This is a genomic window from Janthinobacterium sp. SUN033 (assembly GCF_030397595.1).
Lineage (GTDB): Bacteria > Pseudomonadota > Gammaproteobacteria > Burkholderiales > Burkholderiaceae_D > Janthinobacterium > Janthinobacterium kumbetense.
The window spans coordinates 134,389-155,542 of record NZ_JAPQNV010000002.1 but is presented as its reverse complement, the minus strand read 5'-3'; the positions used below and the strand labels follow the sequence as shown (position 1 = coordinate 155,542).

21 protein-coding genes and 3 tRNA genes are annotated in these 21,154 nt (G+C 63.9%); 15 read left to right on the top strand and 9 right to left on the bottom strand.

What is annotated here, in order from left to right; genetic code table 11:
• Positions 1 to 45: 45 nt before the first annotated feature.
• Genes OX460_RS09340 through OX460_RS09330 form a run of 3 tightly spaced genes read left to right on the top strand, consistent with a single transcriptional unit; the run spans position 46 to position 1,780 of the window.
• A complete protein-coding gene (locus OX460_RS09340; protein WP_289898505.1) occupies positions 46 to 555 on the top strand; it encodes a GNAT family N-acetyltransferase in 510 nt (169 codons plus the stop codon).
• Positions 552 to 1,478 (top strand): WD40 repeat domain-containing protein, encoded by a 927-nt coding sequence (locus OX460_RS09335; protein ID WP_289898504.1) that lies wholly within the window; start codon positions 552 to 554, stop codon positions 1,476 to 1,478. Before OX460_RS09340 ends, OX460_RS09335 begins: the two co-directional genes overlap by 4 nt.
• Entirely contained in the window at positions 1,475 to 1,780 is a 306-nt protein-coding gene (locus OX460_RS09330; RefSeq protein WP_034752016.1) for an NIPSNAP family protein, read from the top strand. Before OX460_RS09335 ends, OX460_RS09330 begins: the two co-directional genes overlap by 4 nt.
• A 6-nt stretch (positions 1,781 to 1,786) precedes the next feature.
• Here OX460_RS09330 and OX460_RS09325 read toward each other — a convergent pair whose 3' ends face one another.
• The 4 genes from OX460_RS09325 to OX460_RS09310 form a co-directional block, all read right to left on the bottom strand.
• On the bottom strand, positions 1,787 to 2,446 hold the full coding sequence (locus OX460_RS09325) for a glutathione S-transferase family protein (protein ID WP_289898503.1): 660 nt from the start codon (positions 2,444 to 2,446) through the stop codon (positions 1,787 to 1,789).
• 119 nt (positions 2,447 to 2,565) lie between these two features.
• Entirely contained in the window at positions 2,566 to 3,993 is a 1,428-nt protein-coding gene (locus tag OX460_RS09320) for a hypothetical protein (RefSeq protein WP_289898502.1), read from the bottom strand.
• Between the two features lie 74 nt (positions 3,994 to 4,067).
• A complete protein-coding gene (locus tag OX460_RS09315) occupies positions 4,068 to 4,532 on the bottom strand; it encodes a hypothetical protein (RefSeq protein WP_289898501.1) in 465 nt (154 codons plus the stop codon).
• Positions 4,533 to 4,825: 293 nt separating this feature from the next.
• On the bottom strand, positions 4,826 to 5,887 hold the full coding sequence (locus OX460_RS09310; protein ID WP_289898500.1) for an AI-2E family transporter: 1,062 nt from the start codon (positions 5,885 to 5,887) through the stop codon (positions 4,826 to 4,828).
• A gap of 189 nt (positions 5,888 to 6,076) precedes the next feature.
• On the opposite strand from OX460_RS09310, the gene OX460_RS09305 reads away from it, so the two are divergent.
• Positions 6,077 to 6,703 carry a flavin reductase family protein gene (locus tag OX460_RS09305; protein ID WP_289898499.1) on the top strand — a complete coding sequence of 209 codons (627 nt, stop codon included), beginning with the start codon at positions 6,077 to 6,079 and terminating at the stop codon, positions 6,701 to 6,703.
• Between the two features lie 77 nt (positions 6,704 to 6,780).
• Here the strand turns inward: OX460_RS09305 and uvrB are convergent, their stop codons facing one another.
• Positions 6,781 to 8,868 carry an excinuclease ABC subunit UvrB gene (gene uvrB, locus OX460_RS09300; protein WP_099667101.1) on the bottom strand — a complete coding sequence of 696 codons (2,088 nt, stop codon included), beginning with the start codon at positions 8,866 to 8,868 and terminating at the stop codon, positions 6,781 to 6,783.
• A gap of 112 nt (positions 8,869 to 8,980) precedes the next feature.
• Between uvrB and OX460_RS09295 the strand changes: the two genes are divergently transcribed.
• From OX460_RS09295 to OX460_RS09270, 6 genes are all read left to right on the top strand, one after another.
• Positions 8,981 to 10,195, top strand: a complete 1,215-nt coding sequence (locus OX460_RS09295; RefSeq protein WP_251350521.1) for an amino acid aminotransferase — start codon at positions 8,981 to 8,983, stop codon at positions 10,193 to 10,195.
• Positions 10,196 to 10,326: 131 nt separating this feature from the next.
• A tRNA-Asn gene (locus tag OX460_RS09290) sits at positions 10,327 to 10,402 on the top strand.
• 135 nt (positions 10,403 to 10,537) lie between these two features.
• Positions 10,538 to 10,613 (top strand) — tRNA-Asn (locus OX460_RS09285).
• Between the two features lie 123 nt (positions 10,614 to 10,736).
• Positions 10,737 to 11,063, top strand: coding sequence for a Dabb family protein (locus OX460_RS09280; protein WP_289898498.1), 327 nt, complete (start codon positions 10,737 to 10,739; stop codon positions 11,061 to 11,063).
• 90 nt (positions 11,064 to 11,153) lie between these two features.
• Positions 11,154 to 11,229 (top strand) — tRNA-Asn (locus tag OX460_RS09275).
• Between the two features lie 184 nt (positions 11,230 to 11,413).
• Positions 11,414 to 12,124, top strand: coding sequence for an alpha/beta hydrolase (locus OX460_RS09270; RefSeq protein WP_289898497.1), 711 nt, complete (start codon positions 11,414 to 11,416; stop codon positions 12,122 to 12,124).
• Positions 12,125 to 12,187: 63 nt separating this feature from the next.
• On the opposite strand, the gene OX460_RS09265 is transcribed toward OX460_RS09270, so the two are convergent.
• From OX460_RS09265 to OX460_RS09250, 4 genes are all read right to left on the bottom strand, one after another.
• Entirely contained in the window at positions 12,188 to 13,156 is a 969-nt protein-coding gene (locus OX460_RS09265; protein ID WP_099667104.1) for an alpha/beta hydrolase, read from the bottom strand.
• A gap of 141 nt (positions 13,157 to 13,297) precedes the next feature.
• Positions 13,298 to 14,320 carry a sulfotransferase gene (locus tag OX460_RS09260; protein ID WP_289898496.1) on the bottom strand — a complete coding sequence of 341 codons (1,023 nt, stop codon included), beginning with the start codon at positions 14,318 to 14,320 and terminating at the stop codon, positions 13,298 to 13,300.
• A complete protein-coding gene (locus OX460_RS09255) occupies positions 14,317 to 15,054 on the bottom strand; it encodes an aspartyl/asparaginyl beta-hydroxylase domain-containing protein (protein WP_289898495.1) in 738 nt (245 codons plus the stop codon). Before OX460_RS09255 ends, OX460_RS09260 begins: the two co-directional genes overlap by 4 nt.
• Positions 15,039 to 15,545 carry a GNAT family N-acetyltransferase gene (locus OX460_RS09250; protein WP_289898494.1) on the bottom strand — a complete coding sequence of 169 codons (507 nt, stop codon included), beginning with the start codon at positions 15,543 to 15,545 and terminating at the stop codon, positions 15,039 to 15,041. The genes OX460_RS09255 and OX460_RS09250 overlap by 16 nt, the downstream gene beginning before the upstream one ends.
• A 147-nt stretch (positions 15,546 to 15,692) precedes the next feature.
• Between OX460_RS09250 and OX460_RS09245 the strand changes: the two genes are divergently transcribed.
• The 5 genes from OX460_RS09245 (at position 15,693) to OX460_RS09225 (ending at position 21,148) form a co-directional block, all read left to right on the top strand.
• Positions 15,693 to 16,709, top strand: a complete 1,017-nt coding sequence (locus OX460_RS09245; RefSeq protein ID WP_289898493.1) for a hypothetical protein — start codon at positions 15,693 to 15,695, stop codon at positions 16,707 to 16,709.
• Positions 16,710 to 16,831: 122 nt separating this feature from the next.
• Positions 16,832 to 17,491: a sugar dehydrogenase complex small subunit gene (locus OX460_RS09240; protein WP_289898492.1), complete on the top strand. Its 660-nt coding sequence runs from the start codon at positions 16,832 to 16,834 to the stop codon at positions 17,489 to 17,491.
• Positions 17,488 to 19,146: a GMC family oxidoreductase gene (locus OX460_RS09235; RefSeq protein WP_289898491.1), complete on the top strand. Its 1,659-nt coding sequence runs from the start codon at positions 17,488 to 17,490 to the stop codon at positions 19,144 to 19,146. The genes OX460_RS09240 and OX460_RS09235 overlap by 4 nt, the downstream gene beginning before the upstream one ends.
• On the top strand, positions 19,143 to 20,606 hold the full coding sequence (locus tag OX460_RS09230) for a c-type cytochrome (protein WP_289898490.1): 1,464 nt from the start codon (positions 19,143 to 19,145) through the stop codon (positions 20,604 to 20,606). Before OX460_RS09235 ends, OX460_RS09230 begins: the two co-directional genes overlap by 4 nt.
• Positions 20,607 to 20,746: 140 nt before the next feature.
• A complete protein-coding gene (locus OX460_RS09225) occupies positions 20,747 to 21,148 on the top strand; it encodes a GtrA family protein (RefSeq protein ID WP_034788967.1) in 402 nt (133 codons plus the stop codon).
• The last annotated feature ends 6 nt before the right edge of the window (positions 21,149 to 21,154 follow it).

Below are 21,154 nucleotides of genomic sequence, written 5' to 3'. Positions count from 1 at the left end.
AAAAGACGATCGTGTATCGTCTTTTTTTTCGTCCAAGGAAATGCCATGACCATCTTGCATACGGCGCGCCTGCGCCTGGAACCCGTCACCGAGAAGCATTACGACGCCATGCACGCCATGAACTCGGATACCGAAGTGATGACTTACCTCAATGCGGGCCAGCCGGAGACGGAGGAACATACACGTGCTGCCGTTGCCCGCATCATGGGGCGCTGGGTCGAGTGGGGCTATTCGTGGTGGGCCTTGATCCGCACCGAAGATGAGGTGCTGGTAGGGCTGGCCTGCCTCCAGCATATCGGCGGCGACAAGGCGCAGCCGTACGAAATCGGCTGGCGCCTGGCGCGGGCCGGCTGGGGCAAGGGCTACGCCAGCGAGGCGGCCAATGCCATCGTCGCGCATGCCTTCGACGTCATCGGCGCGCCCGAAGTGGTGGCCGTGGCCCACCCGGACAATGCCGCCTCGATCAAGGTCATGACGCGCCTGGGCATGCAGTACGTGGGCATGGAGCGCCATTACGACCTCGATAGCGTCGTGTACCGGCTGGTGCGTCCATGACGGCAAGGCCGAAGCCCCTGAAGCTGGGCTGCAGCTACGGCGTGCGCTTTTCGCCCGATGGCACGCGCCTGGCCGTGCTGGGACGCGACCTGGTCCTGTGGGACGTGGCGGCGCGCAAGAAGCTGTGGCGCGGCAAATTCATCGCGCACATGTCGGACATGGCCTTTTCGCCCGACGGCAGCCGGCTGGCCATCAAGAGCACGACGGGCCAGATGGTTGTGGTGGATGCCCTCGCTGGCCAGTTGCTGCTGAACTTACAGAACAAGAAGGAGGGCGAAGGCTGCGGTCCCGCGTGGTCGCCTTGCGGGCAGTATCTTGCCGACGGCGGCTGGGATGGCCGCCTGCGGGTGCGCGACGCGCAAACGGGCGAGGTGCTCTTCATGCAGGCGCACCCGGGCGAGATGCTGCGCGGCATGTGGGCTATCGATGACGGGCGGCGTTTGCTGCTCCTGCATGGCGTCAAATCGGTGGAAGAGGGGCAAGTGCAGCCGCCCGACTATTGCAGCGTGTGGGACTGGCCGCTGCAGGCGGGCGCCGGCCGCGTGGTGCTGTCGCTGCCGAAGCTGGCGTCGTGCGCGCCGTCGCCCGATGGCACGCTCCTGGCAGTGCTGCATTACGCTGACGCTCAAGAGTGTCTGTCCGTGCATGCGCTGGACGATGGCCGCCGGCTGGCCACGGTGGCCGTGGAGGCGGGCGGCGGCACGGGCGACGCCTTGCGCTGGCTGCCCGACGGCGGCGCGCTGGGCCGCATCGGCAAGGGCAAGCTGCTGTTCTACGGCTGGCCGGGACTCGGCGTGCTTGCCGAACACGCCATTGCCTATCCCTGCGCGCTGGACTTCTTGCCTGGCACGCCACTGGGCGCCATCGGCTCCTGGGAGTCCGGCATGCTGACGGATCTGAATCTTCACAAGGAAACCGCATGATTACCTGTTACCTGCGTTACATCATCGACCCGTATAAATTGCGGGAATTCGAAGCCTACGGCAAGCTGTGGATACCGCTCGTCGAACGCTTCGGCGGCCAGCACCACGGCTATTTTTTGCCGTCCGAAGGCGCCAGCAACGTGGCGCTGGCCATGTTTTCGTTCCCCAGCCTGGCCCTGTACGAGCAATACCGCAGCGACTCGATGCAGGACGCCGAATGCCAGGCCGCCTTCCGCTATGCGGAAGAGACGCGCTGCATCGTCAGCTACGAGCGCAGTTTTTTCCGTCCCGTGTTTGCCTGAACGGGGTCAGTCGCGCTGCGGCGCGCCCAGGGGGAAGAGGTGGCGGTACGGACGTGCCTCCTCCACCGCGCGGGCGAACGATGGACGTGCCAGCAGGCGCGCGCGGTAGGCGCGCAGCAGGGGCAGCGTTGCGGGAATCGGTTGCGTCCAGTCCGCGTAGAACAGCGCGGGGGCGGCGGCGCAGTCGGCCAGGCTGAAGCGGTCGCCGGCGGCCCACGTCCTGCCGTCCAGGTGCTGTTCCAGCCAGGCGTAGGCCAGCTCCAGCTTTTCGCCGGCAAACGCGCGGCCTTCGCGGGTCTTTGCCGGGTCGCCAGTCAGGGCGGCGCCGACGGCATGCTGCACGGGTGTCATGACGTGCAGGTCGAAATAGCGGTCGAGAAAACGCACGTCCAGCGCCTGCATCGGGTCGTCCGGCAGCAGGCGCAGCGGACCGGGATGGGCCAGTTGCAGGTATTCGATGATGATGCTGGTCTCGGCGACGTTGCGCTCGCCGTCCACCAGCAGCGGAAACTTGCGCAGTGGCCAGCGCTCGAGCCATTGCTGCAGGTTTTCCGGCATCTCCTGCGCCAGGCAGCGGAAGGCGAACGGGATGGCGTTCTCGTACAGCGCGATGAGTACCTTCTGCGTGTACGAGGAAAAGGGATGGCCGTAGAGGATCAGCGACACGGTGGGAACTCCTGTCATTGTGAAAGGTTGGCAACTCGCGCGTGTGCCAACGATAGTGCAATGACAGGATCAATGCAAGCGGTACGCGCCGTTCCCGCTTGCCGCCGTTGCGCGCCCGCCTAGCCGAGGTTCGCCAGGTAGCGCAATCCCGTGATGCTTGGGAAGAAGCAATACACGCCGCCACGCGTGATCACGCTGCGCGAGAAATGCTGCAGTTCGGTATTGCCGCTTCCCTTCGCGCCCACGCCGGGCAAGGTGAAGGAACTGACGGCCGGGTCGTTGATGCCCAGGAACACGTCCTGGCCGCTGATGTTGAACGTGGCATCGCCCGCCTCGGGACCGGCCGGGCCGACGGCCGATTTGACGAAGGCATCGTCATTGTTCCATTGCTTCATCAGGAATTCGAACTGATTGCGCAGGCTGGCATTGATGAAATAGCCGACCAGGCCGCGCTGCTCCGCGATGGGGGCTGCCGGATCATATTCACTGCCGTAGGGCATGGCGCGCCGCACGATGCGGTGGTGGCGGGAGGGAGCGCCCACGACGGCTTCGTCGCGCGGATTGTTGCGCCGGATGTGCGCGCCGATCGGGCATTTCAGGCCCAGCGTGTCATCGAGGTCCGCCTGTTCATCGACATAGTGAAAGCGGTTCAGGCTGGCGTCCGGCAGCACGGGGCCGGCCTCGTCCGGCCTGAGCACGAGCGGATTGCCGTTGCGCCAGCGTCCGCACATCTTGGCGGCCACCATTTCGGTCGTGAGCCCGGAACTGGCCGCGCCCTGGCTCAGGATGCTGTCGAACAGGGGCACGTCCTGCTCCAGGATGCGGAAGGCGGCATAACTGCCATTGGTGGACAGTTGCGGCGGCTGCACCGCGTAGGTGCCGCCGTTTTCATTCGGATAGCCGAGCAGGAATTCCCCCGTCTTGACGCTGTTGAGCGGGTCAGGGTCGTGCTCGCGCTTGCGCTGCGGGGCGCCATCGACGTCCGGCTGGGCGATGCTGTCGCGGTAGCCGAAATGCACGCGGTTGTCTGGCAGGGCCACGCCGTCGTGCGCATACAGTTCGCGCCAGCCGGCGGCAAAGGCGCGGCGTAGTGTGGCCGAGGTCGCCTTTAGCACTTCCGTCGATTCGCTGACCCACAGGCTCAGCAGCGCATGCACCTGGCCATGCTGGGTAGCCGGCCCCAGGTTGCCGAGCCAGTGCTCGGGGGCGCTGTCGCCCACGTCGCCCACGGCATTGACGCTGGCGGGATCGGCCGCGCCCCGTTGAAATGCCTGGTCAAAGGTGGCGAGGTCGGTCGCGGCAACACCCAGCGCCGACAGGCCGGGAGCGGTAAAGCTGAGATTCAGGAAGCAGGGCGGCTTGGGGTGGATGTGCCGCGCCGTGGTAATGGACGGCAAGCCGTCGCTGCCGTCGAGCAGGGCCGCGATGGTGCGCCGTGCCTGCGCCGCATCCGTGATGCTGAAGATGAAATGGCGCGCCAGGTTGACGCGGTAGCCGCGCAGGATCGTGCCTTGCACGTCGTCGTAATCGATGGTGGAATCGGCCATGCTGTCTCCGGGGGCTGGGGTTGTGGCTGGCAGGGTGGTGGGGCCGCTTGCGCAGCCCCGGCGTGGCTTTCGGCTCAGGTTCGGAATGCGGCGATGATTTTCTGAACGGTCTGCGGATAGGCGCTGTACAGGCCGTTATTGGGCACGTGCTGCGCGGCGTCGTTGGCCGTGATGAAGGCTTCAAATGCGGCCACATGGTTGGCAACGGGAATCAGCGCCTTGCCGCCCACGACAAATTGCAGCAGCGCGTCGAATACCTCGCCCAGTTGGCCCACGAAATCTTCGATGTAGTCGTTGAAGTTGCCGTCATACTCGGTGATCACGCCGATGATCAGGCTATCGGAAGTGCCTGCCGATTGAATGTTGGGCAGCAGATTGGGTTGGGAGCGGTCAAGCAGGGTAAAGCGGGCAAAGTGCACGGTACCGATAGTAGTAAGGGCGGCATTGATCTTCGGTTGGTATTCCAGCAATGTTGCGGCGATGGCGGTCGGATTGGTGCCGGGCAGCGCCGGCATCATTAAGCACAGTGGATTTGCCATGGGAGGCTCCTCATTACGTGGTTGTCGGGACGACCGACACTACGCCGCGGCACCTGCTGCGTCAAAAACTATATTTTTGCATCTGTTGCTAAATACACACTGTTGCATCATGGTAAATGATGGGAAATGCGGTCTCATGTGGATAGTTGCCGAGCCTGGTCAGCGCTGGCGGGCACTCTGCCGCCAGGCTGTTCCGGCCTGTTTCAGGAAGCGCAAGTGGCGCCGCCGGCAAGCCGGCTTCTGTCGCCATTATTTTTGCAGGATGGGGTGCTGACGCTCCCGATTGCCACGCTTCAATCCTCGGCCTGGAATTCGCTGGCCGAGACGAACAGGTCCCACGAGGCGATGAACAGGGCCGCCACCACGGGGCCGATGACGAAGCCGTTCAGGCCGAACAGGGCCATGCCGCCCACGGTCGACAGCAGCACCACGTAGTCGGGCATCTTGGTGTCCTTGCCCACCAGGATGGGGCGCAGCACGTTGTCGACCAGGCCGATGACGAAGACGCCGAAGGCGGCCAGGCCCGCGCCTTGCCAGATGGCGCCCGTGGCCAGGAAGTAGACGGCCACGGGCGCCCAGACGAGGGCGGCGCCGACGGCCGGCAGCAGCGACAGGAAGGCCATCAGCACGGCCCACAGCAGGGGCGCGGGCACGTCGAGGAACCAGAACGCCAGGCCGCCGAGGGCGCCCTGGGCAATTGCCACGAGGATGTTGCCCTTCACGGTGGCGCGGATCACCGTGGTGAAATTGGTGAACAGGCGCTGCTTGTATTTGCGGCTCAGCGGCACGGCGCCCTTGATGCGGGCCGACAGGGCGGAGCCATCGCGCATGAGGAAAAACAGCAGGTACAGCATGATGCACAGGCTGGTGAGGAATTCGAAGGTGTACAGGCCCACATTGATGGCTTTCACCGCCACCACCTGGCTCACCTGCGTGGCGCCCTCGGCCACCTTGTCCTGCAGGCTGGCCAGGCTGGTCAGGTGGAAGCGCTCGAGCAAGTTGATCAGCCATTGCGGCAGCACCGCCATGATTTTATCGAAGAACATGGCGACCGTGATTTCGCCCGAACGCACCATTTCCACGACGCTGGCCGCCTGGTTCACCAGCGACACGGAAATGAGCGACAGCGGCAGGATCACGATGACGACGATGAGCAGCAAGGTCAGCACCGATGCCAGGCCGGCGCGGCCCCTGGTTTTCCGCAGCAGCCAGCGGTACACGGGCGCGAACAGGATCGCCAGGATGACGCCCCAGAAGATGGCGCCCGCATACGGCGCCAGTATCCAGCCGAAGCCGATGGTGACGGCGCTCAGGAGGAGCAGGAACACTTTCTGGTGCAGCGTGAGGGTCAGCATGGGGCGCAATGATCAGGGTTGAGTTGTCCCATCATAAGCGAGGCGCGGTGCGGCGCGCCATACAATTGTTGCGCTGCGTGCGCGAGCGCACCTGGCGCCGGCGGGCAGGCAGCGCGGTGGCGGCAATTCCAGTAAGCTGTCGTTCCAGGCGTTCCATCCCGGGCGCCTCTGACTACTTTAGGAACGCGCGTGCTTGACCCTATTCACTTTTATGAACCTGCACAGGGCCATGGCTTGCCGCATGACCCGTTCAACGCCATCGTGGGGCCGCGGCCCATCGGCTGGATCGCCTCGCGCAGCGGCGAGGGCGTGCTGAACCTGGCGCCGTACAGCTTTTTCAACGCCTTCAATTACCATCCGCCGCTGATCGGATTTTCCAGCATCGGCCGCAAGGATACCTTGCGCAATATCGAACAAACGGGCGAATTCGTGTGGAACCTGGCGACGCGTCCGCTGGCCGAGGCGATGAATGCCAGCTGCGCGCCGGCGCCGCCTGAAGTCGACGAATTCGCGCTGGCCGGCCTGACGCCGGCCGCCTCGCGCCTCGTCAACGTGCCGCGCGTGGCCGAAAGCCCCGTCTCCTTCGAATGCCGGCGCACGCAGATCATCGAACTGCAGGGCGTCAAGGGTGACGGTGTCGGCAGCTGGCTGGTGCTGGGGGAAGTGGTGGGCGTGCATATCGCGCGCCACCTGTTGACCGATGGCGTGTACGACACGGCCGCCGCCGCGCCGATATTGCGCGGCGGCGGTCCGGCCGATTATTTCGAAATCGGACCGGACAGCCTGTTCCACATGCGCCGGCCCAGCTATCCCTGAAGGGGCGAGGCGGGGCGCTATTGCTGCATGATGCAATGGCATGCGCGACCGGCCAGCTCCCATGCCTGGCGTGACATTTACTTGCCCAGGATCGACGCCACGTTGTCGGTGCCCGGTGCGCCGAACAGTTGCTGCTTGAGGATGTGCAGCTGGTCGCGCACCTGCGCCGCCTTTTCGAACTCCAGGTTCTTGGCGTGGTCGACCATCAGTTTTTCCAGGCGCTTGATTTCCTTGCTGACCTGCTTTTCGCTCATGGCTTCGAACTTCGCCGCTTCCTGCGCCACTTGCAGGGTTTCGCGCGCTTCCTGCGGGCTGTAGACGCCGTCGATCATTTCGCGGATCGATTTCTTCACGCCGATCGGGATGATGTTGTTGGCCGTATTGAACGCAATCTGCTTGGCGCGGCGGCGCTCCGTCTCGTCGATGGCGCGGCGCATGGAGTCCGTGATGCGGTCGCCATACAAAATCGCCGTGCCGTTCAGGTTGCGCGCGGCGCGGCCGATGGTCTGGATCAGGCTGCGCTCGGAGCGCAGGAAGCCTTCCTTGTCCGCGTCGAGGATGGCCACCAGCGACACTTCCGGCAAGTCCAGGCCCTCGCGCAGCAGGTTGATCCCCACCAGCACGTCGAAGGTCCCCAGGCGCAGGTCGCGCAGGATTTCCACGCGTTCCACCGTCTCGATGTCGCTGTGCAGGTAGCGTACCTTGATGCCATGGTCGCCCAGGTACTCCGTCAACTGCTCCGACATGCGCTTGGTGAGGGTCGTCACCAGCACGCGCTCGTCCTTCTTGATGCGCTCGACGATTTCCGACATCAGGTCGTCCACCTGGCTGCTGGCGGGGCGCACGATGATCTGCGGGTCGACCAGGCCCGTCGGGCGCACCACCTGCTCGACCACTTGGTCGGAATGCGTCTTTTCGTATTCGGCCGGGGTGGCCGAGACGAACACGGTCTGGCGCATCTTCTGTTCGAATTCCTCGAATTTCAAGGGCCGGTTGTCCAGCGCCGACGGCAGGCGGAAGCCGTAGTCGACCAGATTCGTCTTGCGCGAACGGTCGCCGTTGTACATGGCGCTCAGCTGGCCCGTCAGCACGTGCGATTCGTCGAGGAACATCAGGGCGTCGGGGGGCAGGTAGTCGACCAGGGTCGGCGGCGGCTCGCCCGGCAGCGCGCCGGACAGGTGACGCGAGTAGTTCTCGATACCCTTGGTGAAACCGATTTCCGCCATCATTTCCAGGTCGAAGCGCGTGCGCTGTTCCAGCCGCTGCTCCTCGATCAGTTTATTTTCCTTGCGGAAAAATTCGAGGCGCTCGCGCAGCTCGTCCTTGATGGTTTCCACGGCGCGCAGCACGGTGGAGCGAGGCGTCACGTAGTGCGAACCCGGATACACGGTGAAGCGGGGGATCTTTTGCCGCACTCTGCCCGTCAGCGGGTCGAACAGCTGGATCGATTCGATCTCGTCGTCGAACATTTCCAGGCGCACGGCCAGTTCCGCATGCTCGGCGGGGAAGATGTCGATGGTGTCGCCGCGTACGCGGAAGGTGCCGCGGCCGAAATCGACTTCGTTGCGCGTGTACTGCATCTGGATCAGGCGCGCGATGACGTCGCGCTGGGCGACCCTGTCCTTGACGCGCAGGGTCAATATCATCTGGTGGTATTCGTTCGGATTGCCGATGCCGTAGATGGCCGAGACGGTGGCGACGATGATGACGTCGCGCCGTTCCATCAGCGACTTGGTGCACGACAGGCGCATCTGCTCGATATGTTCGTTGATCGACGAATCCTTTTCGATGAACAGGTCGCGCTGCGGCACGTAGGCTTCGGGCTGGTAGTAATCGTAGTAGCTGACGAAGTATTCGACCGCGTTTTGCGGGAAAAAGTCGCGGAACTCGCTGTACAGCTGCGCCGCCAGCGTCTTGTTCGGCGCGAAGACGATGGCGGGCCGGCCCATGCGCGCGATGACGTTGGCCATGGTATAGGTCTTGCCCGAACCGGTCACGCCCAGCAGGGTCTGGAAGGCCAGTCCGTCGGCAATCCCCTCGGATAACTGGGCGATCGCCGTGGGCTGATCGCCGGCCGGAGGGAAGGGCTGGTGCAGCTTGAAGGGGGAGTCCGGGAAAGAGATAATTGCGCTTTCCGCCTCGCTGGCGGTAGATAATTCGGGCATGTGAATCAGACCTTTGTTAGAATAGTGCTCTGCTGGCGGCCCTGGCGTTGTATTTTGGGGCGCTGTCTACAACTCCGCTGTGAACCTGCTTCCAATCGAATCCAATCTTATCATGACGAACCCAACTGTTTCTGCCAGTCTGTTTAGCGCCATCGAGATGGCCCCACGCGACCCGATCCTGGGCATCACCGAAGCATTTAACGCGGACCAGAATCCCGCCAAAATCAATCTGGGCGTCGGCGTCTATTATGACGACAACGGCAAAGTGCCTCTGTTAGCTTGCGTACGCAAGGCAGAAGCCATCCTGATCGAACAGGCCGCCCCACGCACCTATCTGCCGATCGAAGGCCTCGCCGCCTACGACAAGGCTGTGCAAGAACTCGTATTTGGCGCCGATAGCGCCGTAATTCAAGAGCGCCGCGCCGTGACCGTGCAAGCCATCGGCGGCACGGGCGCGTTGAAGATCGGTGCCGACTTCCTGCAGCGCTTCGCGCCGGGTGCCCAGGTCTACATCAGCGACCCAAGCTGGGAAAACCACCGCGCGCTGTTCGAGAACGCCGGTTTCGTCGTGAATAACTACACTTACTACGATGCCGTCACCCATGGCGTGAACTTCGACGGCATGCTGGCCAGCCTGAACGCCATGCCAGCCGGTTCCATCGTCGTGCTGCACGCCTGCTGCCACAACCCGACCGGCGCCGACCTGAGCGTGGCCCAGTGGGATCAGATCATCAGCGTGGTGACCTCGCGCGGCCTGGTGCCGTTCCTGGACATGGCCTATCAAGGCTTCGCCAACGGCATCGCCGAAGACGGCGCCGTGGTGCGCCGCTTCGCCGACGCGGGCGGCCCGCTGCTGGTATCGAACTCGTTCTCGAAATCGTTCTCGCTGTACGGCGAGCGCGTGGGCGCCCTGAGCGTCGTCGCCGCCAGCGCCGACGAAGCGGCCCGCCTGCTGTCGCAGCTGAAGCGCGTCGTGCGCACCAACTACTCGAACCCGCCAGTACACGGCGGCAAGGTGGTCGCCACCGTTCTGGCCACGCCGGAACTGCGCCAGCTGTGGGAAGAGGAACTGGCCGGCATGCGCGTGCGCATCCGCGAAATGCGCAATGCCTTCGTGGAAAAGCTGAAAGCCAAGGCGCCAGGCCACGACTTCGAATTCGTGCGCCAGCAAATCGGCATGTTCTCGTACTCCGGTCTCACCAAGGAGCAGGTGGCGTCGCTGCGCGAGCAATCGATCTACGCCGTCGACACGGGCCGTATCTGCGTGGCAGCATTGAATTCGCGCAATATCGACATCGTTATTGACGCGATCGCCAAAGTGCTTTAAGATCTTGCTTCTTCGGCGCTGCATGCAAGTGCGGCGCTGATGGTGGTAGAAAGTCGGCGATGGCCGTGTTTGTGAAGATGCAGTATCAGTCTTGCAAATATGGAACAAGCGACATATAATATTGCCTCTTTTCCCTGATAGCTCAGTTGGTAGAGCGACGGACTGTTAATCCGCAGGTCCCTGGTTCGAGTCCAGGTCGGGGAGCCAGAATTCGGAAGGCCACGTTGAAAAACGTGGCCTTTTTTGTTTTTGCGCCGCCGGTGCGCAGCTTGGGGCAGGATAAGATTTTCCCTATGGAAATCTGGACAGCGCCAAGTTTGGCCTATATAATATGGCCTCTTTTCCCTGATAGCTCAGTTGGTAGAGCGACGGACTGTTAATCCGCAGGTCCCTGGTTCGAGTCCAGGTCGGGGAGCCAGAATTCGGAAGGCCATGTTGAAAAACATGGCCTTTTTTGTTTTCCGGCGCCGCCAGCGGGGCTTGCCTGTGCGTGATCGCGTTTTGCGCTATCCTGAATGTATCACTTCAGGAGCACCTTCCCATGACTTGTACCTCCGCCTTGCGCCACATCGTCCTGTGCGACTTTCTCGATGGCATCACGTCTGCCAAGCACGCCGAGCTCGTCTACGAGTTTTCCCAGCTGAAACACCGCATTCCCGGCGTGCGGCAATTCGAATGGGGGCCGAACGTCAGCCCGGAAGGCCTCGACGACGGCTTTACCGATTGCTTTACCCTGACCTTCGATGACGCCGCCGCCCGCGACGGGTATCTGACCCATGCGGCCCACCTGGCCTTTGTCGAGCAGCTCAAGCCATGGCTGGGCCGGGTGCTGGTCTTTGACTACTACCCGCAAGAGCATCCCGGCTGACCAACGGGCAAGGCGCAGCCGGGAAAATACACATTTTTCTGGGGGAAATCTGGACATCGTAAAATTTCCCCTATAGAATGCGGCCTCTTTTCCCTGATAGCTCAGTTGGTAGAGCGACGGACTGTTAATCCGCAGGTCCCTGGTTCGAGTCCAGGTCGGGGAGCCAGAACACGCAGTAGCAGAAAGCCCAGCCTTCACCGGTTGGGCTTTTTGCGTTTCAGGGCCGGCGCAGACGCCCGTGTCGCCTGCTCTTGATCCACCGCATGGACCACCAGGCATCTGGCGCTATGCTGGAAGAGACAAGGCGTTGGCGGCTCTGTCATCGCTTGCAATTTCCGGGAGGGGCTGACATGGATGACATCGCGCGCGCCGGACCGGCAACGATCGTGCTCGTGCATGGTGGTTTTGTCGACGGGTCCGGCTGGGAAGGCGTTTACCGGGTACTGCGTGACGAAGGCTGTCACGTTGCCGTTGTGCAAAACCCAACGCTATCGCTGGCGGACGACGTGGCCGCGACGGGCCGGGTCATCGCCGCAGTACCGGGTCCCGTGGTCCTGGTCGGTCATTCGTATGGGGGCGCCGTGGTCACGCAAGCGGGGAACGATCCCAAGGTCAAGGCATTGGTCTACATCGCGGCGTTTGTGCCGGATCAAGGGGAGTCTGTCGATTCCTTGCTGAAGAATGCCCCGCCTGGCGCGCCGGTGCCGCCGATCTTGCCGCCGCACGATGGCTTCCTGCTGCTCGACCAGAAAAAGTTTGCGGCCGCCTTCGCCGCCGATGTGCCCAGGCACAAGGCCAACTTCATGGCGGCATCGCAAGTGCCCTGGGGGATGGCTGCCTTGACGGGCGTGGTCAGCGCGCCAGCGTGGAGGAGCAAGCCCAGCTGGTACCTGGTCGCGACCGGGGACCAGATGATTGCACCGGCGATGCAGCGCCAGATGGCGGAGCGGGCGGGCTCGACGGTGGTCGAAGTTGCCGGCAGTCATGCCATTTACATTTCGCAAGCCCACGCGGTGGCGTCGCTGATCCGCAAGGCCGCTGCCAGCATTGCCGGCGACTAGGCCGGCAGTGCGCCGGCCAGCCTGTCGGCCCCCGAAAAGGGCGTCATGTCATGGGGCGTCGGATCAGGGCTTGGCAGTCGCATCCAAGGTCTTGATGATGGCTTCTTGAAATTGCACCGGTTCATCCTGGTGTATCTGATGGCCGGAATGCTCGAAGAAAAACAAGCCCTTCCTTGGCGCCTTCAAGGTGTCGAAATACGCTTGCGTGATCCTGGTCGAGGTCTGGATATCGTTTTTGCCGACGAAGAAATACACGGGGCAGTCGACGCTCTTCAAGGTCTTGGGCAAATCAATGTTCATGACCTCGTTCCAGACGGGCGACCAGGTCTTTGACCATTGCAGAAAGCCCGTCTTGAAACCTTCGCTCGTCGCAAATGCCTTGCCATCCTTGTAGAAAAGCCATTTCCTTAAATAGAACATGCTTTCGTCACTTGCAAACGGAAAACTGATGCTGTTCAGCTCCTGGCTGGCGACGGCATTGTCCTTGAAGTGCACTTTCAAGGCTTGCAGCAATTCTTTCTCGCTTTCCAGCTGGCTCACGACCGGATTCGACGCGAAATAGGCATGCAGCAGTTCCGGGTGACGCTTGACGATATCAAAGCCCAGGACGTTGCCCCAGGAACTGCCCAGCAAGTATATTTTGTCCTGCTTTAACTCCTTGCGCAGAAATTGGATGACTTGATACGTGTCCTGCTCCATCTGCCCGACGGACGGCTGCGTGGGGGAGGGATTCAGTTTCAAGGTTTTTCCGGCATCCCGCTGGTCCCATTGCACAATCGTAAATCTGCTTTTCAGGAGATTCGTAAAGGCATCCGCCCCCTTGATCATGGAGCTTCCCGGGCCGCCGGATAAAAACAGCAGCACGGGCTTGTTCGCGTCGTCCGTCTTGATTTCCACCACTTGCTTGATGCCGCCAATATCGGGTGTCAGGGTGGTGGTGACTTCCGCGGAAGCGGGTGTCGCTGCCGCCGTGGTTTGCGCCTTGCATGCGTAGAAGGGAATCAGGGCGGTCAAGAGCACTGCCAATGTCATTTTTTTTATCATGGTGTCAGGGTCGGTTTCAGGTTGCTTGCACCGGCGCATTCTGCGCCGTAGTTGAACAGCTAATTTATCGCATGGTTTCCAGGGGGTACGTCGACATGCCTCCTCGTTAAAAAGTTGGGTTTATGAAAATCATTGACCTTGCCCGGCATGCAGCCGCAACGCTTCCAGCGCCAGATAAGCGGCTTGCAATTGCGCGGCGATGGCGGCCAGGCCGCTTGCCGCGGGCGCGGGCGGATCGCCGTGGTAAGCCGTGCCGTACTTCGCATGCACGCCGCCATGCGCGCGCATCGCTTGCAACTGCGCCGCCGTGGCGGCGATGCCGAAGCGGGGCAATACATCGCTGAAGAGGATGTCGGGCAATTGACTGTAGTTAATTAATTGCAACTGTCCTGCCGCCGCATGGGACCGGGCGGCGTTGAGCAGGCTGGCCAGCACGAGGCCCGTATAGCCATCGAGATCGCCCGGCGCCAGCTGGTGCGCGGGCAGCGGCAGCTGTGCCGGGTGCAGCATGCCGGGCACCATCTGCGGGCCGCGCTGGCGCTGGTGCGAGGCCAGCACGGCCAGCGGTTCGCGGTAGACGAACAGGCAGGGCGTGCCGGGAAACGCTTGCCGCAGCAAGTCCAGGCTGTGGATGTGCCAGCAGTCGAACTTGATGAAGAAGTGCGTCTGTGCGCCGGAACGGCGCTGGCCCAGGGCCAGGATGGCCTGGCGCAGCAGGGCCACGCTGGCCGCCGGGTCTGCGCTGTCGTGATGCAGGCGCAGCAGCGAGTCGATGACGGGCGGCTCGGACATCACTATGCATTGCGGCAAGGATGCCAACAGCTGGCTCAGCAGGGTCGAGCCGCAGCGCGAGACGTGGAAGATGAAGGCGTCGGGCGCCAGGCAATCGCCGAGCGCCGCCAGCGCCGCCAGCGGCGTGCGGCAGACGCGGCGCTCCCCGTGCGGCTGGCGCGCCAGGGTATTGACAAAGAAGGCGTCGCTGAAGGGTGTTTTTCCCAGCTCGCGCCAGCACATGGCGGCGTCCGCCCATGTTTCGCCCCGCTCCACGTACAGCGGATACCAGCCGCGCAGGTCCATGCCCTCGTGCCACGGCACCGTCTCGCCCCTGGCCAGCAAGCGTTCCTGCTGGGCCAGGCCTGGCGCGGCGCTCACGGCGCGTTCCCGTCGGCCAGGGCGGCCAGCGCGCTGGCCAGCGCCAGGCTGGCGGGCGAGGGCGATAGCCGCAACTGGGCGATGACGGCCCGCACATTGCCATCGTTGATGCTGGGGTCGCCATACCTGTGGGGCGCTTTCGGCACGAAGCCGGCCGAGGCGAACAGCGCTTCGAGCCAGGCATTGCTGATGCAGTCGAGCACGAGGTGGATGCGCGGCGTCGTGCCCCGGTTGTGCACCGCGTGCAGGCAGCTGGCATCCATGTACCAGGCGTGCCCGGCCGTGAAGTGGACGGTCTCGCCATCGATGGTAAACAGCACCTGCGGCGAGGTGTGGATGGGGATATGGATGCGGACGAGGCCATCGGCCAGCGACATGCCGGCGTCGCGGTGCTCGCGGATGAGGGTGCCCGGCGCCAGCGCCATCAGGCGCGCGGCGTGAAGCTCGCATGCGAAGCTGGCAAGCACCTCGCGCAGGCAGGGGCAGCGCGCCAGTTGCGGCGTGGCGGCATAGGCGGGGCCGTTGACGGGCATGATATCGCCGGCTGCTCCGCCGGGCGAGCGCAGCGGTATGCAGCTCCAGCCCGTGTCGTAGGCGCCCGTGTTGAAATGGCTGATCCACTCGCCGGCGGCGAACTGGTCGCTGTCACCCTGCATGCGCGCCACGTCGAAGCGCAGCGGCAGTTGCAGCCAGGTGCTGGGGGGATGTTGCGCCGGCACTATGGCGCGCTCCATTCCAGTTGCTCCTGCACCTCGTTTTCCCCGCGCAGGCGAAAGCCCAGCCGCAGGTACAGTGCGCGCGCGGCGGCGTTGCCCTTGTTGACGGCAAGGTGGATCTGCCATTGCTCCGCAGCGGCTTGCGCTTGCAGGCCGCGCAGCACGGCGCTGCCGGCGCCCTGGCCTTGCGCGGCGGGCAGGATGGCGATGTCGACCAGGTGCAGCACCTGATTCCGGCGCTCCAGGATCAGGCGGCCGATGGGCGTGTCGCCGTGCTGCAGCACCAGGTACACGGCGTGCGGATACGCCTGGCGATAGCCGTGGCTTTGCATGCGCTGCTGCATGGCGATCAGCTGTTCGACGACGGCGGGCGCGGCCGGCATCTGGCGCAAGTCGTCGCGCGTGGAGCCGTACAGCGCGGCGGCAAAGCCCTCGTCGTCGTCGCACTGGACGCGCAACTGGTAGGGGGCGGGCAGGCTGGCGAGGGCGGAAAGCGGCAAGGCGTGCATCGGTGCTCCGGTAGGTGGTTGCGATGGCGGCAAATGAGCAGGCATGTATTTATTTGCTATGCTGCCAATTTTTCCGCGTACTTGCAATCATTTCAAGGAGGCCGCCATGCATTCTGTCTTTATCCCGCCTTGCCCGTGGAGTCGCGCGTGAATCCGGCGCGCGCGGAACTGGCCGCCATTGCGGCCGCGCTGTGCGATCCGCAGCGCTCCCTGGCCAGCCTGGTCGGTGAAACGGTGCAGCTGCGCCAGCTCGTCGAGCGCCATTCGCGCCTGTCCATGGACCGGCAGGACGGCTTGCGCGATGGCGAAAGTTTTCTGCCCAGCGGCTGGGCCATCTCGCCCGTGCAGGCGGGACTGTGCGCGCGCGAGCCATACCGCAGTGCCGCTTTCATCCAGGGCCTGGCGCTGGCCGTGCGCGAGCGCCTGGACGTGAGCGGCGGGCGGCCCGTACGGGTGCTGTATGCGGGTTGCGGCCCGTTCGCCCTGCTGGCCTTGCCGGTGATGGCCGTGCTGGATGCGCAGTTGGTGCAGTTTTCCATCCTCGACGTGCATGCCGAGACCCTGGCGTATGCGCGCGACCTGATCGCAGTCCTGGGCCTGGACAGCCACGTTGCCGAGTACCTGTGCGCCGACGCGGCCGCCTGCCGCATTCCTGCCGGCGCCATGCCGGACGTGATCGTCAGCGAAACCATGAATACGGCGCTGGGCAAGGAGCCGCAGGTGGCCATCCTGCGCAATCTGCACGCGCAAGCGCCTGCGGCGACGCTGCTGCCGGCGGCCGTCACCGTGCACCTGGGCCTGGACCGGCGCGCGCCGGATGCGCCGTGCACCGACTGGGGCCGCGTGTTTACCCTCGATGCGGACGCCTTGCGCGCCTGGCAGGATGAAGGGGGCGACAGCTTGCCGGCCGCCACCATCCGCCTGCCCGACGTTCTGGAGCAGGCGCCGCGATTGCTGACGCGCATCCGCGTGCATGGCGACATCGTCCTGGGCGACCATGAGTGCAGCCTGAACCTGCCCCTGGCCTTGCCCGGCAAGCCCAGCCTGGCCGGCGGCAGCGTGCTCGACTTCCATTACCGCCTGGGCAGCCAGCCGGGATTGGCGTTTTGCCTGCGCAGAATGCCTGAATCCATGCCGGAATTGCCCAGGGCAGTGTCTCAGTAGTAGTACTACATTGGCAGACTATTTACTTCTGTAGGATAATATGGAACCGGTTCCATCTATGCGCAAATGCAATGTAGCGCAATCATCGAAGTCAATAAAATAACAAGTCTTGCGGGAGTCTCATGAACCATCCAGGCACTGAACCATCTGCAACATCCGTTTCATCCCTTCCCCGCATCAGCCGCCGCCACGCCCTGATCGGCCTGGCTGCCCTGCTGGCGCAGGCCGGTTTCTGGAGCAATCCCCTGTCCGCCGCCATGCAGGCGCCGGCCAGCGCTCCGGCCACCGGCCTGGCGCCCGCCACCATGCTGTTCTACACCTTGTCGCAAACGATCACGGGTCACCGCGACCTGTCCGCCGCGACGGCGGCGCGCATCGAGCAAGCCATGCGCACCAACGTGCCCGGCTTCGCCGACCGCTTGCCGCAGCTGGGCGCGCTGCTCGTCACGGGCCAGGAAGCCAAGGCCCTGCTGGCGGCCGCCAGCGCCGCCGATGCGGGTCTGCGCGAGCTGGCCCTGGCCATCGTTGCCGCCTGGTACACGGGCACCGTCGCCGGAAATGCGGCGCAGGGCACGAAGTCCATCGTCGTCGCGTATGCGGAAGCGTTGATGTACCGCACGGTGGCCGATGGCCAGGTCGTGCCGACTTACTGCAATTACGGCCCCCTGTGGTGGCTGAAGGCGCCGCCCGCCGTGGGCGTGTCCGCGCCCGTGGCGCCAAAACCCGTACCGGCCCCGGCCACCACCGGCACTTCCGAAACCAAAGGCAAGCAAGCAAAATGAAATCACCCCAATTCAAGAGTAATGGCGACGTCGTCGCCGATGTCGTCATCGTCGGGACCGGCGTCGTCGGCGCCATGATGGCCGACCAGCTGGCCGCACAGGGTCACTCCGTGATCATGCTGGAAGCGGGCTTGCGCATCGAGCGGGGCCAAGCAGTGGAAAACTGGCGCAACATGCCGTTCGAGAACCGCGTCGGTTCCGACTTCCAGGGCCTGTATCCGCAGGCGGACAACGCGCCCGCGCCCCTGTATTTCCCGAAGAATAACTACGTGGAACTGTCCGGCCCCAGCGGCAGCAGTTTCCAGCAGGGCTATCTGCGCACGGTGGGCGGCACGACCTGGCACTGGGCCGCGTCGTGCTGGCGCCACTTGCCGTCCGACATGCGCATGAAAAGCGATTACGGGGTAGGGCGCGACTGGGCCATCTCCTACGATGAGCTGGAACCGTACTATTGCCGCGCCGAGCAGGAAATGGGCGTGGCCGGCCCCAACGATCCCGCGCTGCAGTCGCCCAGCGAGCGCAGCGCGCCATATCCGATGGACATGGTGCCCTGGGGCTATGGCGACAAGCGCTTCGCCGAAGTGGTCAACCCGCACGGCTACCGTTCCGTGCCGATTCCGCAAGGCCGCTCGACGCGCCCGTGGCAGGGACGCCCGACTTGCTGCGGCAATAACAATTGCCAGCCGATCTGCCCCATCGGCGCCATGTACAACGGCATCCACCACGTGGAGCGGGCCGAGCTGAAGGGCGCTGGCGTGCTGGCCGAGGCCGTCGTCTACCGCATCGACACGGACCAGAACAACCGCGTGACGGCCGTGCACTGGTATGACGCGAAAAAACAGTCGCACATGGCGACCGGCAAGGCCTTCGTGATTGCCTGCAATGGCATCGAAACACCCCGTTTGCTGCTGCTGGCGGCGAACCAGAACAATCCGAACGGCATCGCCAACAGTTCCGACCAGGTGGGCTGCAACATGATGGACCACTCGGGTTTCCACTGTACCTTCCTCGCCAATGAACCGATCTGGACGGGCCGTGGCCCGGCGCAGAGCAGCTGCCTGGTGGGTCCGCGCGACGGCGCCTTCCGCGCGCAGTATTCGGCCAACAAGATGATCTTGAACAATATCACCCGCGTTGGACCTGCTACCCAGCAATCCTTGAAGCTGGGCCTGGTGGGCAAGGACCTCGACGATGAAATCCGCCGCCGCGCCGCGTTCGGCGTGGACCTGTCGATCAGCCTGGAGCCGCTGCCCGAAGCGCATAACCGCTTGACTTTGAGCAAGACGCGCAAGGACCCGCTGGGCCTGGCCTGCCCGGACATCTACTATGACGTGGGCGACTATGTGCGCGATGGCGCGAAGGCCGCGCATGCGCAGCTGGAGCACATCGGCAAGCTGTTCGGCGCCGTGGAATTCCATATCACCGACAGCCTGAACGCGAATAACCACATCATGGGCGGCGTCATCATGGGTTCCAATCGCGCCGATTCCGTGGTCGACGGCAATTGCCGCGCCCACGATCACGCCAACCTGTGGCTGCCCGGCGGCGGCGCCATGCCGTCGGCCAGCGTCGTCAACACCACCCTCAGTATGGCCGCACTCGGTTTGCGCGCGGCGGACGACATCGCCCGCACCCTGGCAAGGGAGGCAGCATGATGCGCCGCCTGTCCTTTGCTCTCGGCCTGGCCTTGCTGGCCGGCGGCGCCATCGCTGCCGTGCCTGCCTCTGCGCCGCCCGTCACCCTGACGCCGGACCGTCCCGCCGCGCCGGCGGCCGCCAAGCCCGATGCGCGCCTCGAGCGGGGCCGCTACCTGGCCATCGCGGCCGACTGCATGGCTTGCCATACGGCAGCGGGCGGCAAGCCGTATGCGGGCGGCTACGCCATCGATTCGCCCCTGGGCACGATTTACGCGACGAATATCACGCCGTCGAAACAAGGCGGCATCGGCCGCTACACGGAAGCCGACTTTGCGCGCGCGCTGCGCGAAGGCGTGCGCGCCGACGGCAGCCATCTGTATCCGGCCATGCCCTACACCAGCTATGCGCAGCTGACGGATGCGGACGTGGGCGACCTGTATTACTACTTCATGCAGGCCGTTCAACCCGTCGACGCGCCGGCGCGCCAGACGGCCTTGCCATTCCCGTTCAATGTGCGCTTGTCCATGCTGGGCTGGAATACCTTGTTCCTGGACAATAAACGCTTCGTGCCGGACCCAACGAAAAGCGCGCAGATCAACCGCGGCGCCTACCTGGCCGAAGGCTTGGCGCACTGCAGCGCCTGCCATACGCCGCGCAACGCGCTGATGGCGGAAATCGGCAGCCAGACCCTGGCGGGCGCGTCGCTCGGTTCCTGGCATGCGCCGAATATCACGTCCGACAAGGTCAGCGGCATCGGCGCGTGGACGGATGCGGAACTCACGGCTTACCTGAAGACGGGCCACGTGGAAGGCAAGGGGCAGGCGGCGGGCGGCATGGCCGAAGCCATCCAGAACAGCCTGCAGTTTTTGCGCGACGACGACGTGGCCGCCATCGTGGCCTGGCTGCGCACGGTGCCGCCCGTGCGCGCGCCGGGGCAGACGCAAGCTGCCTTCAGCCATGGCAGCGCCGCCAGCGAAGAGCCGCTGCTGCGCGGCATGGCCAGTTCCACCGAGCGCCATTCGCTCAACAGCGGCGCGATCCTGTTTTCCGGCTACTGCGCCAGCTGCCATTCGGCCAGCGGTGCCGGCAGCACGGGCCAGGCCTATCCCGCCCTGTTCAACAACACGGCGACGGGCGGCAGCACGCCGGCCAACCTGGTCTCGGCCATCTTGTTTGGCGTCGAGCGCAAGATCGAAGGGGAAGAGCATGAAGCGTTCATGCCCCGTTTCGACCAGCGTTCGTATGTGCAACCCTTGACGGACGAGCAGATCGCCGCTATCGCCAATTACGTGCTGAAGCAGTATGGCAACCCGGATGTGTCCGTTACGCCCGCGTATGTGGCGCAGGCGCGCAGCGGCGGCGAGAAACCCGTGCTGGCGCGCGCACAACCGTTCATGCTGCCGGGCGGCATCGTGGGAATCTTGCTGTTGATCGCATTGTTTGTGTGGCTGCGCAGGCGCCGCCAGCGCAAGGAATAAGTGTCGAAACGGCGGCGAATATGAACGTTGGGCGCAACTTGCAGTAAAATGCAGGCTGAAAAATGGTTACGAGCAATCGTAGCCATTTTTTATTCTGGCCCGATCCCGGCAATTGTTTTCGTCTTATTTGAAAATTGACAATGTCCCACTCCCTGCATCACCAATTTTTGCGTTTCGCCGCCGTCGGCGCTTCCGGCACGGCCGTGCAATACAGCGTGCTATGGGGTGGCGTGGAATGGGCCGGCATCAGCGCCGCCGCCGCGTCCGGCATCGGCTACATCCTCGGTTCCGTCGTCAACTACCTCCTCAATTACTTTTTCACGTTCAAGAGCGACAAGGGCCATGGCGAGGCGGCCAGCAAGTATTTCACCCTGCTGGGCATCGGCTGGTGCATCAATACGGGCCTGATGTGGCTGCTGGTACACCAGCTGGGCTGGTATTACTGGCTGGCGCAGGTGCTGGCGACGGGAATCGGGCTGGTCTGGAATTTCGCGGGCAGCCGCTGGTGGGCCTTCAAGCCGGCCGGCGCAGCGGGAAAGTAGTCATTT

Excerpts from the sequence above, each read along its gene's own strand:
- OX460_RS09340 (WP_289898505.1), top strand. The coding sequence starts at position 46 with ATGACCATCTTGCATACGGCGCGCCTGCGCCTGGAACCCGTCACCGAG.
- OX460_RS09335 (WP_289898504.1), top strand. The coding sequence starts at position 552 with ATGACGGCAAGGCCGAAGCCCCTGAAGCTGGGCTGCAGCTACGGCGTG.
- OX460_RS09330 (WP_034752016.1), top strand. The coding sequence starts at position 1,475 with ATGATTACCTGTTACCTGCGTTACATCATCGACCCGTATAAATTGCGG.
- OX460_RS09320 (WP_289898502.1), bottom strand. The coding sequence starts at position 3,993 with ATGGCCGATTCCACCATCGATTACGACGACGTGCAAGGCACGATCCTG.
- OX460_RS09315 (WP_289898501.1), bottom strand. The coding sequence starts at position 4,532 with ATGGCAAATCCACTGTGCTTAATGATGCCGGCGCTGCCCGGCACCAAT.
- OX460_RS09310 (WP_289898500.1), bottom strand. The coding sequence starts at position 5,887 with ATGCTGACCCTCACGCTGCACCAGAAAGTGTTCCTGCTCCTCCTGAGC.
- uvrB (WP_099667101.1), bottom strand. The coding sequence starts at position 8,868 with ATGCCCGAATTATCTACCGCCAGCGAGGCGGAAAGCGCAATTATCTCT.
- OX460_RS09295 (WP_251350521.1), top strand. The coding sequence starts at position 8,981 with ATGACGAACCCAACTGTTTCTGCCAGTCTGTTTAGCGCCATCGAGATG.
- OX460_RS09280 (WP_289898498.1), top strand. The coding sequence starts at position 10,737 with ATGACTTGTACCTCCGCCTTGCGCCACATCGTCCTGTGCGACTTTCTC.
- OX460_RS09270 (WP_289898497.1), top strand. The coding sequence starts at position 11,414 with ATGGATGACATCGCGCGCGCCGGACCGGCAACGATCGTGCTCGTGCAT.
- OX460_RS09265 (WP_099667104.1), bottom strand. The coding sequence starts at position 13,156 with ATGACATTGGCAGTGCTCTTGACCGCCCTGATTCCCTTCTACGCATGC.
- OX460_RS09255 (WP_289898495.1), bottom strand. The coding sequence starts at position 15,054 with ATGGAGCGCGCCATAGTGCCGGCGCAACATCCCCCCAGCACCTGGCTG.
- OX460_RS09250 (WP_289898494.1), bottom strand. The coding sequence starts at position 15,545 with ATGCACGCCTTGCCGCTTTCCGCCCTCGCCAGCCTGCCCGCCCCCTAC.
- OX460_RS09240 (WP_289898492.1), top strand. The coding sequence starts at position 16,832 with ATGAACCATCCAGGCACTGAACCATCTGCAACATCCGTTTCATCCCTT.
- OX460_RS09235 (WP_289898491.1), top strand. The coding sequence starts at position 17,488 with ATGAAATCACCCCAATTCAAGAGTAATGGCGACGTCGTCGCCGATGTC.
- OX460_RS09230 (WP_289898490.1), top strand. The coding sequence starts at position 19,143 with ATGATGCGCCGCCTGTCCTTTGCTCTCGGCCTGGCCTTGCTGGCCGGC.
- OX460_RS09225 (WP_034788967.1), top strand. The coding sequence starts at position 20,747 with ATGTCCCACTCCCTGCATCACCAATTTTTGCGTTTCGCCGCCGTCGGC.